This window comes from Photorhabdus tasmaniensis (assembly GCF_011189505.1).
Taxonomy (GTDB): domain Bacteria; phylum Pseudomonadota; class Gammaproteobacteria; order Enterobacterales; family Enterobacteriaceae; genus Photorhabdus; species Photorhabdus tasmaniensis.
Window position 1 is genome coordinate 12,933 of the sequence record NZ_PUJU01000027.1, and the last position, 16,141, is coordinate 29,073.

The 16,141-nt window shown below is 42.3% G+C and carries 15 protein-coding genes and 3 pseudogenes; 10 read left to right on the forward strand and 8 right to left on the reverse strand.

Features of this window, described 5'->3' with window-relative positions:
* The first annotated feature begins 11 nt into the window (after positions 1-11).
* Genes menB through menE form a run of 3 tightly spaced genes read left to right on the forward strand, consistent with a single transcriptional unit; the run spans position 12 to position 3,228 of the window.
* Positions 12-869 (forward strand): 1,4-dihydroxy-2-naphthoyl-CoA synthase, encoded by an 858-nt coding sequence (gene menB / locus C5471_RS13480; RefSeq protein WP_133814656.1) that lies wholly within the window; start codon positions 12-14, stop codon positions 867-869.
* The gene (gene menC / locus C5471_RS13485; protein ID WP_133814657.1) at positions 869-1,840 is read left to right on the forward strand and encodes an o-succinylbenzoate synthase; all 972 of its coding nucleotides are present in this window, start codon (positions 869-871) and stop codon (positions 1,838-1,840) included. Before menB ends, menC begins: the two co-directional genes overlap by 1 nt.
* Positions 1,828-3,228, forward strand: a complete 1,401-nt coding sequence (gene menE / locus C5471_RS13490) for an o-succinylbenzoate--CoA ligase (RefSeq protein ID WP_133814658.1) — start codon at positions 1,828-1,830, stop codon at positions 3,226-3,228. The genes menC and menE overlap by 13 nt, the downstream gene beginning before the upstream one ends.
* A 92-nt stretch (positions 3,229-3,320) precedes the next feature.
* Here menE and C5471_RS13495 read toward each other — a convergent pair whose 3' ends face one another.
* Positions 3,321-4,769, reverse strand: a complete 1,449-nt coding sequence (locus tag C5471_RS13495) for a catalase (protein ID WP_133814659.1) — start codon at positions 4,767-4,769, stop codon at positions 3,321-3,323.
* 285 nt (positions 4,770-5,054) lie between these two features.
* Between C5471_RS13495 and C5471_RS13500 the strand changes: the two genes are divergently transcribed.
* Entirely contained in the window at positions 5,055-5,237 is a 183-nt protein-coding gene (locus C5471_RS13500; protein ID WP_242688700.1) for a YfaZ family protein, read from the forward strand.
* A 47-nt stretch (positions 5,238-5,284) separates the two neighbouring features.
* Here the strand turns inward: C5471_RS13500 and tyrP are convergent, their stop codons facing one another.
* Positions 5,285-6,490 carry a tyrosine transporter TyrP gene (gene tyrP, locus C5471_RS13505; RefSeq protein WP_133814660.1) on the reverse strand — a complete coding sequence of 402 codons (1,206 nt, stop codon included), beginning with the start codon at positions 6,488-6,490 and terminating at the stop codon, positions 5,285-5,287.
* Positions 6,491-6,721: 231 nt separating this feature from the next.
* On the opposite strand from tyrP, the pseudogene C5471_RS13510 reads away from it, so the two are divergent.
* The 4 genes and pseudogenes from C5471_RS13510 to C5471_RS13520 all read left to right on the forward strand — a co-directional run.
* Positions 6,722-6,811 (forward strand): annotated as a pseudogene (locus tag C5471_RS13510) (ShlB/FhaC/HecB family hemolysin secretion/activation protein); the annotation flags it as partial.
* A complete protein-coding gene (locus tag C5471_RS24395) occupies positions 6,798-7,085 on the forward strand; it encodes a hypothetical protein (protein ID WP_242688708.1) in 288 nt (95 codons plus the stop codon). The pseudogene C5471_RS13510 and the gene C5471_RS24395, both read left to right, overlap by 14 nt.
* Positions 7,058-9,097 (forward strand): annotated as a pseudogene (locus C5471_RS25065) (DUF637 domain-containing protein); the annotation flags it as partial. The gene C5471_RS24395 and the pseudogene C5471_RS25065, both read left to right, overlap by 28 nt.
* Positions 9,097-9,603 carry a contact-dependent growth inhibition system immunity protein gene (locus C5471_RS13520; RefSeq protein ID WP_133814661.1) on the forward strand — a complete coding sequence of 169 codons (507 nt, stop codon included), beginning with the start codon at positions 9,097-9,099 and terminating at the stop codon, positions 9,601-9,603. The pseudogene C5471_RS25065 and the gene C5471_RS13520, both read left to right, overlap by 1 nt.
* 518 nt (positions 9,604-10,121) lie before the next feature.
* On the opposite strand, the gene C5471_RS13525 is transcribed toward C5471_RS13520, so the two are convergent.
* The 4 genes from C5471_RS13525 to C5471_RS13540 form a co-directional block, all read right to left on the reverse strand.
* Positions 10,122-10,844: a helix-turn-helix transcriptional regulator gene (locus tag C5471_RS13525; protein ID WP_133814662.1), complete on the reverse strand. Its 723-nt coding sequence runs from the start codon at positions 10,842-10,844 to the stop codon at positions 10,122-10,124.
* 376 nt (positions 10,845-11,220) lie between these two features.
* Entirely contained in the window at positions 11,221-11,721 is a 501-nt protein-coding gene (locus C5471_RS13530) for a GNAT family N-acetyltransferase (RefSeq protein ID WP_133814712.1), read from the reverse strand.
* A gap of 7 nt (positions 11,722-11,728) precedes the next feature.
* A complete protein-coding gene (locus C5471_RS13535; protein ID WP_021325292.1) occupies positions 11,729-12,007 on the reverse strand; it encodes a type II toxin-antitoxin system TacA family antitoxin in 279 nt (92 codons plus the stop codon).
* Between the two features lie 346 nt (positions 12,008-12,353).
* Complete coding sequence (locus C5471_RS13540) at positions 12,354-13,328, reverse strand: Gfo/Idh/MocA family protein (RefSeq protein ID WP_339959285.1); 975 nt, start codon at positions 13,326-13,328, stop codon at positions 12,354-12,356.
* 402 nt (positions 13,329-13,730) lie between these two features.
* On the opposite strand from C5471_RS13540, the gene C5471_RS13545 reads away from it, so the two are divergent.
* Together C5471_RS13545 and C5471_RS13550 are read left to right on the forward strand one after the other, a co-directional pair.
* On the forward strand, positions 13,731-14,351 hold the full coding sequence (locus C5471_RS13545) for an iron-sulfur cluster assembly scaffold protein SufA (protein ID WP_166295979.1): 621 nt from the start codon (positions 13,731-13,733) through the stop codon (positions 14,349-14,351).
* Positions 14,352-14,401: 50 nt separating this feature from the next.
* Positions 14,402-14,731 (forward strand): annotated as a pseudogene (locus C5471_RS13550) (type II toxin-antitoxin system YafO family toxin).
* 3 nt (positions 14,732-14,734) lie between these two features.
* Here the strand turns inward: C5471_RS13550 and yfaE are convergent.
* Positions 14,735-15,001, reverse strand: a complete 267-nt coding sequence (gene yfaE, locus C5471_RS13555; RefSeq protein WP_021325288.1) for a class I ribonucleotide reductase maintenance protein YfaE — start codon at positions 14,999-15,001, stop codon at positions 14,735-14,737.
* A complete protein-coding gene (gene nrdB / locus C5471_RS13560) occupies positions 15,001-16,131 on the reverse strand; it encodes a class Ia ribonucleoside-diphosphate reductase subunit beta (RefSeq protein WP_133814663.1) in 1,131 nt (376 codons plus the stop codon). Before nrdB ends, yfaE begins: the two co-directional genes overlap by 1 nt.
* Between the last annotated feature and the right edge of the window lie 10 nt (positions 16,132-16,141).

A 16,141-nucleotide genomic window follows, 5' to 3' on the forward strand; every position in this document is an offset into this window, starting at 1 on the left:
GGAATACGAATATGATTTACCCGAGCGAAGAAGAGCTATATGCCCCGATTGAATGGCAGGACTGCTCTGGAGAATTTGAAGATATTCTTTATCACAAATCCATCGATGGTATTGCTAAAATCACCATCAATCGCCCGCAAGTACGTAATGCGTTCCGTCCATTGACTGTTCAAGAGATGATGCAAGCGCTGGATGATGCTCGTTATGATGACACCATCGGTGTGATTATCCTGACCGGTATGGGTGAAAAAGCCTTTTGTGCTGGTGGTGATCAAAAAGTCCGGGGTGACTACGGTGGTTATCAAGATGCCAGAGGCACCCATCATCTGAATGTGTTGGATTTCCAGCGCCAGATCCGTACTTGTCCAAAACCCGTCGTTGCTATGGTGTCCGGATATGCGATTGGAGGCGGTCATGTATTGCATTTGGTGTGTGACCTGACTATCGCCGCTGATAATGCTGTTTTTGGTCAGACTGGGCCTAAAGTCGGTTCTTTTGACGGCGGTTGGGGGGCATCTTATATGGCACGGGTTGTCGGTCAGAAAAAAGCCCGTGAAATCTGGTTCCTGTGTCGTCAATATGATGCGAAACAAGCATTGGATATGGGGCTGGTTAACACCGTTGTACCTTATGCAGATCTGGAAAAAGAGGCGGTCCGCTGGTGCCGTGAAATGCTGGAAAATAGTCCAATCGCCTTGCGTTGTTTGAAAGCTGCTCTGAATGCTGATTGTGACGGCCAGGCTGGATTGCAGGAGCTGGCCGGTAACGCCACTATGCTTTTCTACATGACAGAAGAAGGTCAGGAAGGGCGTAACGCCTTTAATGAGAAACGCCAACCTGATTTCAGCCAATTTAAACGTAACCCATAATGCGTACTGCAATTTTATACCGGTTCAGACTGCCGCTGGAGGCAGGTGTTATCCTGCGCTATCAGCGGCTTAAAACCCGTGATGGCTTTTTGGTTCACTTGCAGGAAAATGGTCAACAGGGATGGGGAGAGATTTCGCCCCTGCCAGAATTTAGCAAAGAAACTGTTGAACAGGCGGGGGAAGCTGCGGTGGAATGGCTTAAACCGTGGTGCCTTGATGCTGAACCGGGCGAAAGTAAATTGCCTTCTGTTGCATTTGGGATTAGCTGCGCATTAGCTGAATTACAGGGTGAATTGCCGGAAGAAGCTGATTACCGGAAAGCGCCATTGTGTAACGGTGATCCTGATGAACTGATTGTTCGTCTCAGTGAAATGAGTGGACAAAAGGTTGCCAAAGTGAAAGTCGGGCTGTATGAAGCGGTGCGTGACGGTATGGTGGTAAATGTTCTGCTGGAAGCGGTACCGGATTTATCTTTGCGACTGGATGCTAACCGTAGCTGGAGCCGTGCTAAAGCGGACGGTTTCGCTAAATATGTGAATCCTGATTACCGCAACCGAATTGCCTTTTTGGAAGAGCCTTGCCAAACCTCGGCAGAATCGCTCGCTTTTGCCCGTGATACTGGGATCGCCATTGCCTGGGATGAAAGTCTCCGTGATGAAGGTTTCAGTGTGGAGGCCCAAGAAGGTGTGGCTGCTGTCGTAATCAAACCCACCTTGACAGGAAGTCTTGCCCGTTGTCGTCAGTTGATTTCAGCAGCGCACAATGCCGGGTTGGAAACGGTGATCAGCTCCAGTATTGAAACCAGTTTTGGTCTGACTCAACTTGCCCGCATTGCTCATTGGCTGACACCTGCGACCATTCCAGGGTTGGATACGCTGGAACTTATTCAGTCTCAGTTAGTGCGCCGCTGGCCGGATAGCACGATTCCAGTGACGGGATTGGATGAATTGGAAATCGCATGGCGCAGTTAAATCCATTTACCCAGTGGCCGTGGCACTACTGGGCATCTTTTAGCCCCGAAAATATTGCCATTCGGTTGTGTGATCGTGTTTTAAACTGGCATCAGTTGGTGGCTGCTTTGGATGCAATTGCGGCAAATTTCCGCCAACAGGGGGTAATTGAAGGAAGTGGCGTCATGCTGCGGGGGAAAAATAGCGAACAGATGTTGCTGGGTTATCTTGCTGCACTACAGTGTGGTGCGCGGGTGTTGCCACTGAATCCCCAATTGCCAGAAGTGCTTTTGTCTGAATTACTGCCTCATCTGAATATTGATTTTGTTGCTGATTTCTGTGGTGGCGATTTGCCCGTTATAGATGCCAGATCCCTTGATTGGCAAAGTGAGCCACTGAATTCTGGTGGTAACTCAGCAGTATGGGACGCAATACGTCCAGCCAGTATGATTTTGACTTCCGGCTCTTCCGGGTTACCTAAAGCTGCTGTTCACTCAATTCATGCGCATCTTTCCAGTGCACGGGATGTCCTTTCTGTGATGAATTTTCAGCAGCAAGATAGCTGGTTGCTCTCATTGCCGTTGTTTCATGTCTCTGGTCAGGGGATTATCTGGCGTTGGTTAATGAAAGGGGCTTCTCTGGTCCTGAGAAATATCAATCCGTTGGAGCATGCTTTAGCCGATTGTACTCATGCTTCATTGGTGCCGACTCAGCTCTGGCGGTTACTGGAGCAGCCCCAAAATCAGCTGCCGAATTTGAAAGAAGTGCTTCTGGGTGGGGCAATGATCCCCGTTGAATTGACGCAAAGGGCCGAGCAGCAAGGTATTCGTTGTTGGTGTAGTTATGGTTTAACCGAATTGGCTTCAACGGTATGCGTTAAACGAGCAGATGAGTTTCTTGGCGTGGGAAATCCATTACCGGGTAAGGAAGTTCGGTTGAGCAAGGAGGAGATTCAAATTCGTTCTGACAGCCTTGCTTGTGGATACTGGTTGGATGGAAAATTACAACCATTGGTTGATCATGATGGCTGGTTTCATACCCGTGATCGGGGAGTGATACAACAGGGTGAATTACGCATACTTGGCCGGATGGATAATCAGTTTTTCAGCGGTGGAGAAGGCATTCAACCGGAAGAGATTGAACGCATGATTAACACCTACCCACAGGTAGAACAAAGTTTTGCTGTTCCTGTGCCCGATCCGGAATTTGGTTATCGCCCTGTCGTTGTCATTGATAGTCACTCGCCTGAAATTATTGATTTATTACCTGAATGGTTGGTTGATAAACTGGCGGTTTTTCAGCGTCCGGCAGCTTATTATCTCTTACCTCAACAGTTTAAAAACGACGGTATTAAGATTTCCCGTCAGCAGATCAAAAAATGGGTATTGGATTTACCCGGTTTCTCTTGAGCTATGTTGATTTGCTATCAATATGTTGAATTTTGTACTGCCCATTATCACTAATGGAGTCATGGGCAGAGATAATTAATGATACGGTGTTGTTAGCAATCAGTCTTTAATTTTTGCAGCGCTTTTTCGACACCAGCACCATATTCTGGGTGAACTTTTCTAAATAGCTCAACCTGACGGCGTTGAGTCTCTTCATGTGCTTGTGACAGTTCACTGGCGATACGGTCGAACATACGCTGATGCTCTTTACTGTTGATTAAGTTAAACAGTGCACGAGGCTGACTGAAATAATCTTCATCTTTACGGTGGTTCCAGTGGTCAGCGTCTCCTTCTAAAGACAATGATGGGTGTTTGAATTCAGGTTGTTCCTGGAATAACCCGGCGTTGTTTGGTTCATAAGTCACCGTGTTTCCGCTGTTGCCATCCACGCGCATTGCACCATCACGGTGGAAATTGTGGAACGGACAGCGAGGTGTATTAACCGGAATTTGATGGTGGTTAACGCCAAGGCGATAACGTTGGGCATCACCATAGGAGAACAGGCGGCCCTGTAACATCTTATCAGGGGAGAAACTGATACCTGGCACGACATTAGCCGGGTTGAAAGCGGCCTGTTCCACTTCTGAGAAGTAGTTCTCAGGGTTGCGGGTCAGCTCGAAATAACCGACATCAATCATTGGATAATCGCCATGAGGCCATACTTTTGTCAAATCAAATGGATTGTATGGCACCTGAGAAGCTTCCTCCTCTGGCATAATCTGAACCTTCAATTTCCAGCGTGGATAATCTCCTTGTTCAATGGCTGTAAAAAAGTCACGCTGAGAACTTTCGCGATCTTTACCGACCAGCGCTTCCACTTCATCATCCAACAGATTTTTAATGCCCTGCTGACAACGGAAGTGAAATTTCACCCAGAAACGTTCATTATCTGAGTTGATAAAGCTGAATGCATGGCTACCAAAACCGTGCATATGGCGGAAAGATCTGGGTATACCACGGTCACTGAAATCAATGGTTAATTGGTGCAGTGATTCAGGTTGATGGGAGAAAAAATCCCATTTGTAGGCAGGATTACGCAAGTTGGTATGCGGATCACGTTTAACAACATGGTTAAGATCTGGGAATTTCAGGGGGTCACGAAGATAGAATACCGGAGTATTGTTACCGACTAAATCCCAGTTACCTTCTTCAGTATAGAACTTAAGTGCAAAACCACGAATATCACGTTCCGCATCTGCTGCCCCGCGCTCACCGGCGACAGTTGAGAAACGGGCAAACATTTCTGTTTTTTTGCCTATTTCAGAGAAAATCTTAGCGCTGGTGTACTGAGTGATATCGTGAGTAACAACAAAGGTTCCATAAGCTCCAGAGCCTTTGGCGTGCATACGGCGCTCTGGAATAACTTCACGGTCAAAATGGGCAAGTTTTTCTAAGAACCAAACATCTTGTAACAACATAGGACCACGTTGGCCTGCGGTTATGACATTATTATTGTCAACGACAGGGGCTCCGGCAGTCGTTGTCAGTCCTCTCTTTTTCATCACACTTCTCCTGTTTTACATGAAAAAAAACAGCGTAATCGCTGATTAAAAAAATAGTTCTGGTCAAATGTTAAAATTCAAATGTTGTATTTTTTCTATAAGTTATTTATTGTTTTTTACTTTATTGTTTAATATAAAATTATTTACATATTTAATTATTAAATAAATGAAATTAAAAATTCACACATATTTAGTAAGTATAGATGATTCATTTCCTTTTGTTGTCTACAGGTTTAGTTCTATTTAAGTAAGATGCTTAACATTAAGTAAATAAAGGGGAAATATATGAAGGCTTATCTTGCCGCAGCAGCAACCGGTTTATTGTTCATTGCCGGGACAGCGAATGCGATTTCGGTGAATGTTCAAGCTGGTCGCCATTTCACCAATACTTCAGCTGCAATTGGTGATAACAAACTGGCTGATGGGTTTTATGTTGGTGCGGGTTTAAACATTTCTAAACTGTTTTGATGAACTCAATCCGCATCATTTTTGATGCGGACAATTTCAACTTAGGATTAACCCACTTCCGGCAGCAATCCGCTGACAATACCAATCTGGATAGCAATAACTGCGATTCCACAAAGAAATACCAGCACCAAAGCGGGCTTTCCGCCTATGACCCGATAAGCTGCTTGTTCAATTTGGCGGCTGCGCCATGCCAGCATTGAAGGCAGTAGCAGAGCAAGAATAGACAGTGCTACAGCGGCGAAAGTCAGAGCCATAACAAAGTTTGGATAGTACAACGCACAAAGCAATGGTGGAATAAAAGTAATCACCCCTGTTTGCAGGCGGCCTGTCGCATTGTTACGGCGTTTGAACAGATCCGCCATGTAATCAAATAGACCTAAAGAGACACCAAGAAATGAGGTTGCCAGTGCCAGGTCAGCAAACAGACGGACAGCAAGCTCTACACGAGGAGTGGCAACGACGTCTCTCACTGCCTGTAACAGCCCATTCAGCCCTGCCTGTTCTGCCAGAATGCCGACAAAAGTAGGGGAAGAAATTGCTCCCAGTGTTGCTAATTGCCACAGAATATAGGCAGTCAATGGGATAGCACTGCCGATAACAAATATTTTGCGTAACTTGCGGGTATCGCCGCCCATATAACTCACGATGCTTGGCACACTGCCGTGAAAGCCAAAAGAGGTGAATACTACGGGAATTGCTGATAATACCAGACCTTGCTCTAGGGGCATGGAGAGCAGGTTCGTGTTTTTGATATGAGGCATCATGACGGCCAACATAATCACCAGGAAGATGATTTTTGCAGTAAACAGCAAGCGGTTAATCATATCGACAGATTGAGTACCGATAGTGACAACACAACCTGCGACAACGGTGAAAATCAGTATCCCAAATGAGACCGGAACGGGTTTATCCAGCCATGAAGACAGGCTGCCTGCAAGCAATTCACCGGCACCGCTGATATAAGCGGTGGTCAGGGCATACATCAGGAATAACATACTGAAACCGGTAAGCCATTGACCACCACGTCCCAGATAGCGTTTTGCTACGGTTCCTAAGCCGGTATCTGCCGGGCTGTACTGATAAACTTCCACCAGCAATAAAGCGGTATAGCTCATCAAAACCCAAAGAGCGACTAACATCACGAAGGTTGTCCCAAAACCAACACCGGCCGCAGCCAGTGGCATAGCCAGCATCCCTGCACCAATTGTCGTCCCGGCGACGATAAAAATACTGCCAATAGTGCGATTCTTCACGCTTTCCTCTGCTTTTGAACTGATTGAAATAGTTATAGAAAGGGAGGCTAAAGGATCAATTTGCTTCTGTCAAATAATGGTTACACTAATTGTAAACATATAATTACAGTTTGTATCTTAAAACGAATATCGACTCATTTGCCGGTCAGTGCCAGTTTGGGTACTGATAACAGTGGTCATTATCTGCTAGTCGTAACAGTGATTTTCGTAATAACTACCAGAGCCGTAGCTTCTTTTTATTACCTCTCATCTATTTACGGCCAGACCACATTGGACAACCTTTACGCCAGCGAACGCCTCTCATTGGGTGGGCAATACTCCTATTGTGATTAATGCCGGTGGAAATTTATCTGCTAAGAGTATTCGTTTCTTCGCAGGAAAAGACATCAATTTAACTTCTGCAAAAAGTATTGATCTGACTCCCCGTGAATTATCTCCTTCACTGAGTAAATTATTCCCTTCATCACGTTCAGGAGAATTAAGCAGCCGATTAACCGCGGGAAATAATATCAGTGTTATCAGCGGTACAGATATCAACGGAAAGGCGGTTCAGATACATGCAAACCTCACGGTAAAGTCAACTTTAAGGCGGTAAAAAATACTACTTTTGAACAGACTATTACCCAATCAAAAGGCTTTTATATCAAACACAGGGATCAAGGTTATACCAAAGATACGTGGATTCTTCCTGCTATTCATATCGGCGGAAAACTTACCGTAGATGCAGCAAATGGTGTTAGCGCTGATATCAAAGCAAAAAATGGTCAGTCATTACAGAATGCCATATCAATCTTCGGTAATACGCCGGAAACGGCTTGGCTGAAAGGACTCAGTGAACGTAAAGATGCTCAATGGAATTTGGTCAAGGATGCTTATAACAGTTGGGATCATAAGAGCCAGCATTTAAATCCGGTGGTTTCTGCGGTGATTGCTATTGCAGCAGCGGCGGCAACAGCAGGCAGCTCTCTGTCAGCATCTGTTGCATCTTATGCGGGTAATAGCGTTGCGGGTGGTGCGTTAACTGCGGGAATGTCATCACTGGCGGCACAGGCGGCTGTCGCTATTGTGGATAGTCAGGGTGATATATCCAAAGCGTTAAAAACATTGGGTAGCAGTGATACGGTTAAATCAACTATTACCTCAATGGCGATTGGTGGTGCATTGGCCGGATTTGATTCCTACATGGGATGGGATAAAGCGGCTGATGGCACTAAGCTCGATCCGACAAAAGCGAAATTACCTCAAATCAGCAATGGTGATTGGAACAAAGTTGTCCAGCGGGTAGCCGGTCAGTCCATTATTAGTTCCAGCCTGAATACTACGATTAATGGCGGCAGCTTTAAAGATAACCTGACTACTGCTTTGTTATCTAATATTGGCAGCCAGATTCATGCCGAAGGTGCCAGATTGATTGGTGATAATGGCGAGGTATTGGGAGTGCCGGGCAAAACATTGAGCCACGCAGTTGTGGCGGGCATCAGTGCTGAAATTGGTCGAGGAAATGCCAAAGGTGCAATGGCGGGGGCGTTGGCTGCGGAACTGGCCGGTATCATGATGGGTGATAACATCATCAAAGCTGAAGAATGGCAGAAAACATCGGAACGGCAAGCGCAAATTGCCCGTGCTTTTGGTGGCTTTGCCGGTGCGGAGAACACTTTCCGTTATAATTACCTAGCTCATCACCAGCAGTAATTAATGGAGAAAGAGCTTGCCGCAGAATCCAATTACCTTAAAAAAGTGCAGATTTTTGCTAAATGGGGCTTGATTAGTAACACGCAAGATGGCTCTTTAGCGGCGGGTTTTATATCCGGTATTCCATCAGAACTTTATGATAGTGTGATGGCAATTGTCGGGGCGGTATCTAATCCTTCGGAAGTCATTGAATCGCTTAGAATACTGTTGATTCAGGAGGATATGCCCGGCTTTATCTGGCAAGCGACAAAGGATGGTTATCTCAAGCAGCTTGATATTGTCAAAGCCGAATATGAAAAAGCCGGTCCTGAGGGTGCCTATAACGCTGGCTTGGAAGCAGGAAAAATTGTCACTGAGATGGCCAGCATGATGGTTGGTGGCTTTGGCGCGGTCAAGGGATCGACATCTGGTGCAGCTAAATTATCGAAAGTGATATCAAAAGATCCGCATCCAACAGTAGACATTCGTCATGTGTATCGGGTAGAAAAAGATGGCAGCAAAACCCAAATGACGTGGGGAGAAGGTAACTATAAACAGGGGTATCCTTTTGAGGACTTTGTTGCTACGCAGATGTCTAAAGGTTCTCGATTGCCTGAAAGGTTTGAGACTTTTGATTTTTATGATGGAAAAACAGGTTTGGCTGTCAGTGTAAAAACATTGGATACACGTACTGCTTCAAGAATTAAAAATCCAAAACAACTTTATACTTCTATAAAAGGGAATATAGATGCCACAGTAAACTTTACCGAGGCGAGACTAGGTAAAAAGAACTTAAATGCAGGAATGATTTCACAGCGTGAAGTTCGGATTGCTGTACCCAAAGCTACAACAGTAGAACAATGGGAGCAAATTAACCGAGCAATATCTTATGGCTCAGAAAAAAATGTCAATGTCAAAATTATAGTGGTGAAATAATGAGCGAAGTTTTTAAACGATGGAGAAATGCTAGATGCATGTTTAATGGCGATTTTTACTGCATTGAAACTTTTTCTGGTTATCGGATGTTAGGCGCTGATCCACAAGGGAGTTACTATTTGCTATCTCCTGATGTAGATGATGAGCAATTAGGTATGGCAGTTCTTGATGCGTTATTTAAGAGTCGGCTCATTCCTTTGGAAGAGATAGATGATTTCTTTGAGCCAGAGAAGTGTGATGAACAATATAAAGAATGGATTGATGAATTAATCAAAACTTATGGTTATCGTTCAAAACGTCAATTATTTAAAAGAATGCGAGATTGTGGTATACAATTGCTGGATGGAAATATCACAATACGACCTACTGGCCATGAAAAACTTGAGCTCTGGACAGGAAAAGGCATTGTTGAATCTGATTATGTCATCATCCCGGCAGACAGCTCCCCTGCGGAAGTGGGTGCCGCATTACGGCTGGCTTTTTCACGTTGCAGAAGTTATGTTTGATGATAAAGCAATAGTTTGTTTTCACTGATTAGTTATGAGTTTTGATTTATAGAGTTAATTAAGGTGGACACGTAATAGCTATTGTGTGTCCGCTAATTATTTCAAAAGGACTTAAATAGTTATAAATGGGCCTTAAAATTGTATCTGAATAAGAATTAGGAGAGTCTGTATTTGGTGCCTTATTAAAAAGCAGGGTAATTTCTCTTGATCAATATGGCGATTATTTTGATCATGATGTAAATAATGGTGACAGTCTTGACACATTTTCGTCACGTACCGGGTAGTCTTCATTTTGGGCGTGGTGAGCAACGAGAGCCATATCGTTATCTGCCTTGCCGCTGAATTGTCAGGATGGTCGGAGACGAAAGAATCTTTCAGCGATGGTTTTTTCAGGCGCTTAAGCGCCGTAAAGCGGGGCCTTTTTTAAGCATCGATCTTACACACGAAGCTAGATAGGTGCAGGGGTTCTGCTTGGCAGAACCCTACTGGCATAGTGACGACAACGATGTTGTGCATTGTTATGCTAGAGGTATATAGGGATTAGGGTTAATAAATCGGGTAGGAGCATAGTTATCATACCCCCTTACTCTGCAATATTCTTTTAACTGGCTTAATGAATTTATTCCTATTTTCTGGTAAATTATCTGTAGCCGGGTTTGTACCGTTCTATATGAAATATCTAATTTTCTAGCTATACTTTTAGCGCTTAGTGATTGCAACGCAAAAAATACTATATCGAACTCTCTATCAGTAAATAAATCAGTTGGTGTGCCAAAAGTTAGTGAATCAGGATGCCTATTATTTTCAAAATGACACATGGAATAAATTTCAAGTTTTTTACCGTGCGACACAATTCCAATGCATTTTCCATCCTTCATTAGAGGGGTAACATTGACCAGGAATGGTTGGATTATTTTTTTTCTTCCGACATAAGTGAAGGTGTGAAGTACCGGAATGGTCTTTTGACTCGTCATTACATTGTTATCATTAGCTTGTATAATATTTTCAAACTCAGACCACGGTGCTGGACACTCACCATCAAGCCTTCCTTCGATGTTAAAATTCTTAGGAAGACCGCTGTAACAAATCATAGTATTATTGGCATAGATGAATCGAGATTCGTTGTCTTTTATAACCCAAACATCGTTGCTGTTTTCCATATATGAAATGATAGCATCAAAGCTTTTTGAATGAACATCCAGATCTTTTTTTACAGAGAAACTCATACTTTTATCTTTCATAATTTCACCCATCATGATTAAACTGGAATACTTCCATGTAAGGTTATCACTTTTACAACGCAATGAATAATTATGTTTATGGACGATTTTACCGCTTCTGTAAATATCACTAATATGCCAATGTTTTATATTGGGTAAAATTTTTCTTATTGATTATATTTTTAATGAATAATTACAATCGAGTAGTTATTTTTGCTCTTTCTTTGGGTCTATTAGTCGAATCCGCCACAACAGTTTGACCTTTTCTGACATGGCTGTCTTGGTGTTCTATTTGTTCGGTTAGAAAGAGTTAGTGGGTTGATTAACGGTGGTCAGTTAATCTTTTTAAAAGAGTTGTGTGTCCACCGATTATCTTGAAAAAGCTCAGCTATATACATTAACCTTTGATTCCGAAAGCTGTCTTTAAATCCTTTAATGTGATCATCAACGTCATTGGGTTTAAAGGTGATTCATCAAAACCCACAGATTTATAAAATGCTTTAGCGTCTTCTGAGATAGCATGGACAATTAACCCTCTAATACCAACTAAATCTGCGGCTTGTGTGACACGTATGGCAGCATCTCTAACCAAATAGCGGTCAAACCCTTTTCCTTGATAATTTTTATCAACAGCCAGACGGCCCAAAATGATTACCAGAATGGGGTTTGGTATATTGCGTTTAAATTTGCTTATTGCTTCTTGCGACATAATTGAGCCGGTAGCCAACGAATAATAGGCAATAACATTTTTGTCTTCGCTTACAACGTATGTTCGTGAGGCATTTCCTTTTTGGTTTTTTGATGCTTTGTCTGTTAACCAATTATCAAGAGTGTCAACTCCTGAATTAAAATTATCTAAATTGTGATCGTCTGTTAATGGGGTTGGGCCATTACTTATCATTGTATCACCAAGGTTTTTTCATATTTGCTGTTTTGATAAGACGTTCATTTGGTGCTGCCGGATCATCAAGTTTAGCAACAAAAGCATCAAAAACTTCTGGAGAAACAACCATAAATGAGTGTTCCAATAGGGTGTTTTCAGCATCACGCTTGATCGTATCAAGGACATATTCGGTGACGGTTTTGCCTTTTACTTTTGCTGCCCTATCGATTAAATCTCGATCTTCTTGCCTAATCCTCAAATTGAGCGTCTTATTTTTACGATTCTCAATTGTTACATTCATTTTGAATCTCCTTTGGCTGTAGATAGTATAAATAATATACTAATGTAACGCTATTGGCATTACATTGCAAGTGTGACATTAAACCATGTATAAATGCCATCATTAAGAAAAAGGTAGATAGTAATAGCTTGACCTTCTCTGACCACCGTTTTCGGACTTTCGGGAAGGTCTGTAATACTGATTCTTGTCACTACGCGATTACCTCAAATCAGCAATGGTGATTGGAACAAGGTAGTCCAAAAGGTAGCAGACCAGTTCATTATCAGTTCCAGTCTAAATATCACCTTTTTTTTATCTATATATCTTGTTCCATTCGTAACCAATATATTTTTTTTAAATAAATTCCTTACAAATAATTACTCATTCTATAATCTTTTAATACTTGGTCTATTACCCAACTGGTTCGTGAGCCGGATTCCCCCGTTGAAGGGCAAAAATCTTTTCCTTGTAATTCATTAATTATCGTGCTAATCAATGGCATTTCTATATGTTCTGGGTTGTTAATATTAAATTGGTGTAATCTATTATTTCCGTCATAATATGAAATGGCTGAATTTCCAAAGGTAGAAAAAGATATTTTTCCCTTGTCGCCAATTATTTCAACATTATCATATCTGGAGTTCGACACAAAATTCCATATTCCAACGCCTTGAATGTTATTTTCAAACATAAATGACATTGATACACAGTCTTCTGCTGGATAAGCATTTCCCTGTGAATTTGCATGTCCTTTGACAGAAATAATTTTCCCCAAAAGAAAATCTAATATATCCAGAGTATGGCATGCTAAATCAACAAATAATCCACCACCGGAAATTTCTGGTTTAACAACCCAAGGTAAATGATGAGGGTCCTGATAGCAGGGTTCTAGCTCTCTGTAAAGTATGCAATTTACTATTCTTGGTGTTCCTATCGCGCCTGATTCAATTAATTCTTTGATTTTTAAAAATCTGGGTAATGCTCTCCTGTAATAAGCCACAAATAATGGAACATTTTGTGATCTACAAGTCGCTATCATTTCATTACATTCTTCAAATGTTAATGCCATAGGTTTTTCTACATATATCGCTTTACCTGCTTTAGCCGCTAAAATGGTATATTCTTTATGTGTAGAAGGTGGCGTTGCAATATATACTGCATCAATGTCTTTGTCATTAATAAGTGAATTAGCATCAGAATACCATTTAGGAACATGATGTCTTTTGGCAAAATCTTCTGCTAAATTAGCATTACGTCTCATTACTGCAACTAATTCAGAATTGTCTAATTTATAAAAAGCAGGGCCACTTTTTATTTCAGTAACATCACCACAACCAATAATTCCTCATTTTATTTTTTTCATTTTTATTTTCCTAATATATTTGTATTGAATTGTTCATTAATAAAATATTGATGAAGATTATAGTTTAAATCTGGTTTATTACATTTTTTATCTCGAATGTTCATGTATATAACATGTTTTCTATTTTTGAAGCAAGTAAGTTGATATGATTTTTACCCAATATTAATTCAGGCGATTTCAATGGGGCTATTTTTTACGGTAGTTGTTTTGTACTAATCAGTAATAGTCTTTGATTGATATAGTCAATACCAGCTTAACGAAATGTGATTTCGTGAGTTTTTCGACCAGAGTATTTTTTTGTCACCAGAAATTTGATGAATTGATCGCCAAATTTACAACGTTTATAATTTGGTATATGACAACATTGAAAGAGGTAATGATATGAAGAGACAAGCGAAAACAATGGCTCTCCCGGCGATGACAGCAGCTTTACTGGCATCTCTGGCTCCTGTCCCGGCTAAAAGTACCGTTTTACCGATGACGGTAGTTGAGATACAGAAATCGGCAGGTTTGGTATCTACATTGACCTTTAATCTGAAAGGTGAACGAGTCTTTCTGCCTTTGTCAGAAGCGACTGCTTACTTGCAAAGCCTGAATGAGTATACGCGAAAGTCGTTATCCGAGGCTATCGCTCATCGTGTTGCTAAAGGACAAGGTGAATTATTTTCAAATCTGGTACTGATGAGAAAATTAGCCAATGATAATATTGAACACTGTATGAGGATAAAAGAAGCAATACGCATCGTTTTGTCATCTGATAGTTTAAGTAAGCATTTCCCGGATTTGTCTGAGCGAGAAATATTTCGGGTGAATATCGTAAAGTTCGGTAGAGCAATAGCGAGCTCTGAGTATATTGCGTGCGATATTCTTTCAGCTATTGAACAAAGCCTGCCGCCGACCAAGACATATCAGCCCGATAATTTACCTGCGAATAGTGAAGTTAAATTGATGATATCGGCAGAGCATAGAAACCTAGGTCTGTCAGCGCCGGAATTTTTGTAATGAAGGTCAGTGTTACTGTTCATAAAGATGTTGAGTTTCATGAGGTTGCAATGGTTTATGCAAAGTTGTTAGAGCATTGGAAAAAAACAGCCTCATTACCTTCTGTATTTGGCCGGGATGGTCAATGGGAGCATAACAGCAGGACTCTAGATTCAAACATCTATAAATTGCATATTAGAATGCCAGATGAAATGCCGTGGGAAGAGCATAAACCACAGATTGGCCGAAGCTCGAATAATTATTTAGTGTACGTGCGGCATTGAATGGATAGTGATCGTTTTCAGGTGATTAGCATTATGAGCCCGAAAGCTCACGAATTAGCAAAGACATCATTTCTTGCAGAGCTTGAGCGTAGGGCTGAGGAATTCCATTCTGCTTGAATACTAAAGCTCAATCTCAATATCACTGAGTGGATGACAGCAGCAGGGCAGAATTTCACCTTCATTGACAAAAGCCAATGGCTTACGCCGATAGCCTACTTTACCTTTTACCAACCTGACACGGCAGGAGCCGCAATAACCTTCACGGCACTGGTATTCAGCCTGTACTTTGCCTTGTTCCAGCGCTTCCAGCAGACTGTTATGCAGCTCAGGAGAACTATGAATATGATAACCCTGCATACCATGCAGGGTTACTTTATAGCTTGTCATCAGAGTTCAAAATCACTCAGGTCGTCAGGGTTAACTTCAGCATCAATCTGACCAACCAGATAGGAACTGACTTCAACTTCCTGTGGCGCGACTTGAACGTTATCAGACACCAGCCAGGAATTGATCCACGGAATCGGGTTAGAACGTGTTTCAAATGGCAGTTTTAACCCAACAGCCTGCATACGGATATTGGTGATGTATTCAACATACTGACACAGAATATCTCTGTTCAAACCAATCATAGAGCCTTCGCTGAACAGGTACTCTGCCCACTCTTTTTCTTGCTCCGCCGCCTGAACAAACAGGTCGTAACACTGTTGTTCACACTCTTTGGCGATTTCAGCCATTTCCGGGTCATCCTGACCAGAACGCAACAGATTCAGCATGTGCTGAGTGCCTGTCAGATGCAGTGCTTCGTCACGGGCAATCAGTTTGATGATTTTAGCGTTACCTTCCATCAGTTCGCGTTCGGCAAAAGCAAATGAACAGGCAAAGCTGACGTAGAAGCGGATCGCCTCCAGTGCGTTAACGCTCATCAGGCACAGGTACAGTTGCTTTTTCAGTTCACGCAGACTGACATTAATGGTTTTACCAGCAATCTGATGGGTTCCTTCACCAAATAACTGGTAATGATTGGTCATTTCAATCAGATCATCGTAATAAGCGGAAATGTCTTTCGCTCGTTTTAGAATCTCTTCATTGGTGACAATATCATCAAACACAACCGCCGGATCGTTAACGATATTACGGATGATGTGCGTATAAGAACGTGAATGAATCGTCTCGGAAAAAGACCAGGTTTCAATCCAGGTCTCCAGCTCAGGGATGGAGATCAAGGGCAGAAAAGCCACGTTCGGGCTGCGGCCTTGAATAGAGTCCAGCAGCGTTTGGTATTTCAGATTACTGATGAAAATGTGCTTTTCATGATCCGGCAAAGCATTGTAGTCAATGCGATCGCGGGACACGTCAACTTCCTCCGGGCGCCAGAAGAAGGAGAGCTGTTTTTCGATCAGTTTCTCGAAAATTGGGTACTTTTGCTGGTCATAACGAGCTACGTTTACCGGCTGACCAAAGAACATCGGTTCCTGTAACTGGTCGTTTTTTACCTGCGAAAAGGTGGTATAGGCCATAACTTCCTCA

What these genes read in the sequence shown, in the direction of transcription:
- C5471_RS13495 (WP_133814659.1), bottom strand. Translation starts at nt 4,769, where the DNA reads ATGAAAAAGAGAGGACTGACAACGACTGCCGGAGCCCCTGTCGTTGAC.
- C5471_RS13500 (WP_242688700.1), top strand. Translation starts at nt 5,055, where the DNA reads ATGAAGGCTTATCTTGCCGCAGCAGCAACCGGTTTATTGTTCATTGCC.
- menE (WP_133814658.1), top strand. Translation starts at nt 1,828, where the DNA reads ATGGCGCAGTTAAATCCATTTACCCAGTGGCCGTGGCACTACTGGGCA.
- C5471_RS13535 (WP_021325292.1), bottom strand. Translation starts at nt 12,007, where the DNA reads ATGAATGTAACAATTGAGAATCGTAAAAATAAGACGCTCAATTTGAGG.
- C5471_RS13545 (WP_166295979.1), top strand. Translation starts at nt 13,731, where the DNA reads ATGAAGAGACAAGCGAAAACAATGGCTCTCCCGGCGATGACAGCAGCT.
- menC (WP_133814657.1), top strand. Translation starts at nt 869, where the DNA reads ATGCGTACTGCAATTTTATACCGGTTCAGACTGCCGCTGGAGGCAGGT.
- yfaE (WP_021325288.1), bottom strand. Translation starts at nt 15,001, where the DNA reads ATGACAAGCTATAAAGTAACCCTGCATGGTATGCAGGGTTATCATATT.
- nrdB (WP_133814663.1), bottom strand. Translation starts at nt 16,131, where the DNA reads ATGGCCTATACCACCTTTTCGCAGGTAAAAAACGACCAGTTACAGGAA.
- C5471_RS13525 (WP_133814662.1), bottom strand. Translation starts at nt 10,844, where the DNA reads ATGAAAGATAAAAGTATGAGTTTCTCTGTAAAAAAAGATCTGGATGTT.
- C5471_RS13520 (WP_133814661.1), top strand. Translation starts at nt 9,097, where the DNA reads ATGAGCGAAGTTTTTAAACGATGGAGAAATGCTAGATGCATGTTTAAT.
- menB (WP_133814656.1), top strand. Translation starts at nt 12, where the DNA reads ATGATTTACCCGAGCGAAGAAGAGCTATATGCCCCGATTGAATGGCAG.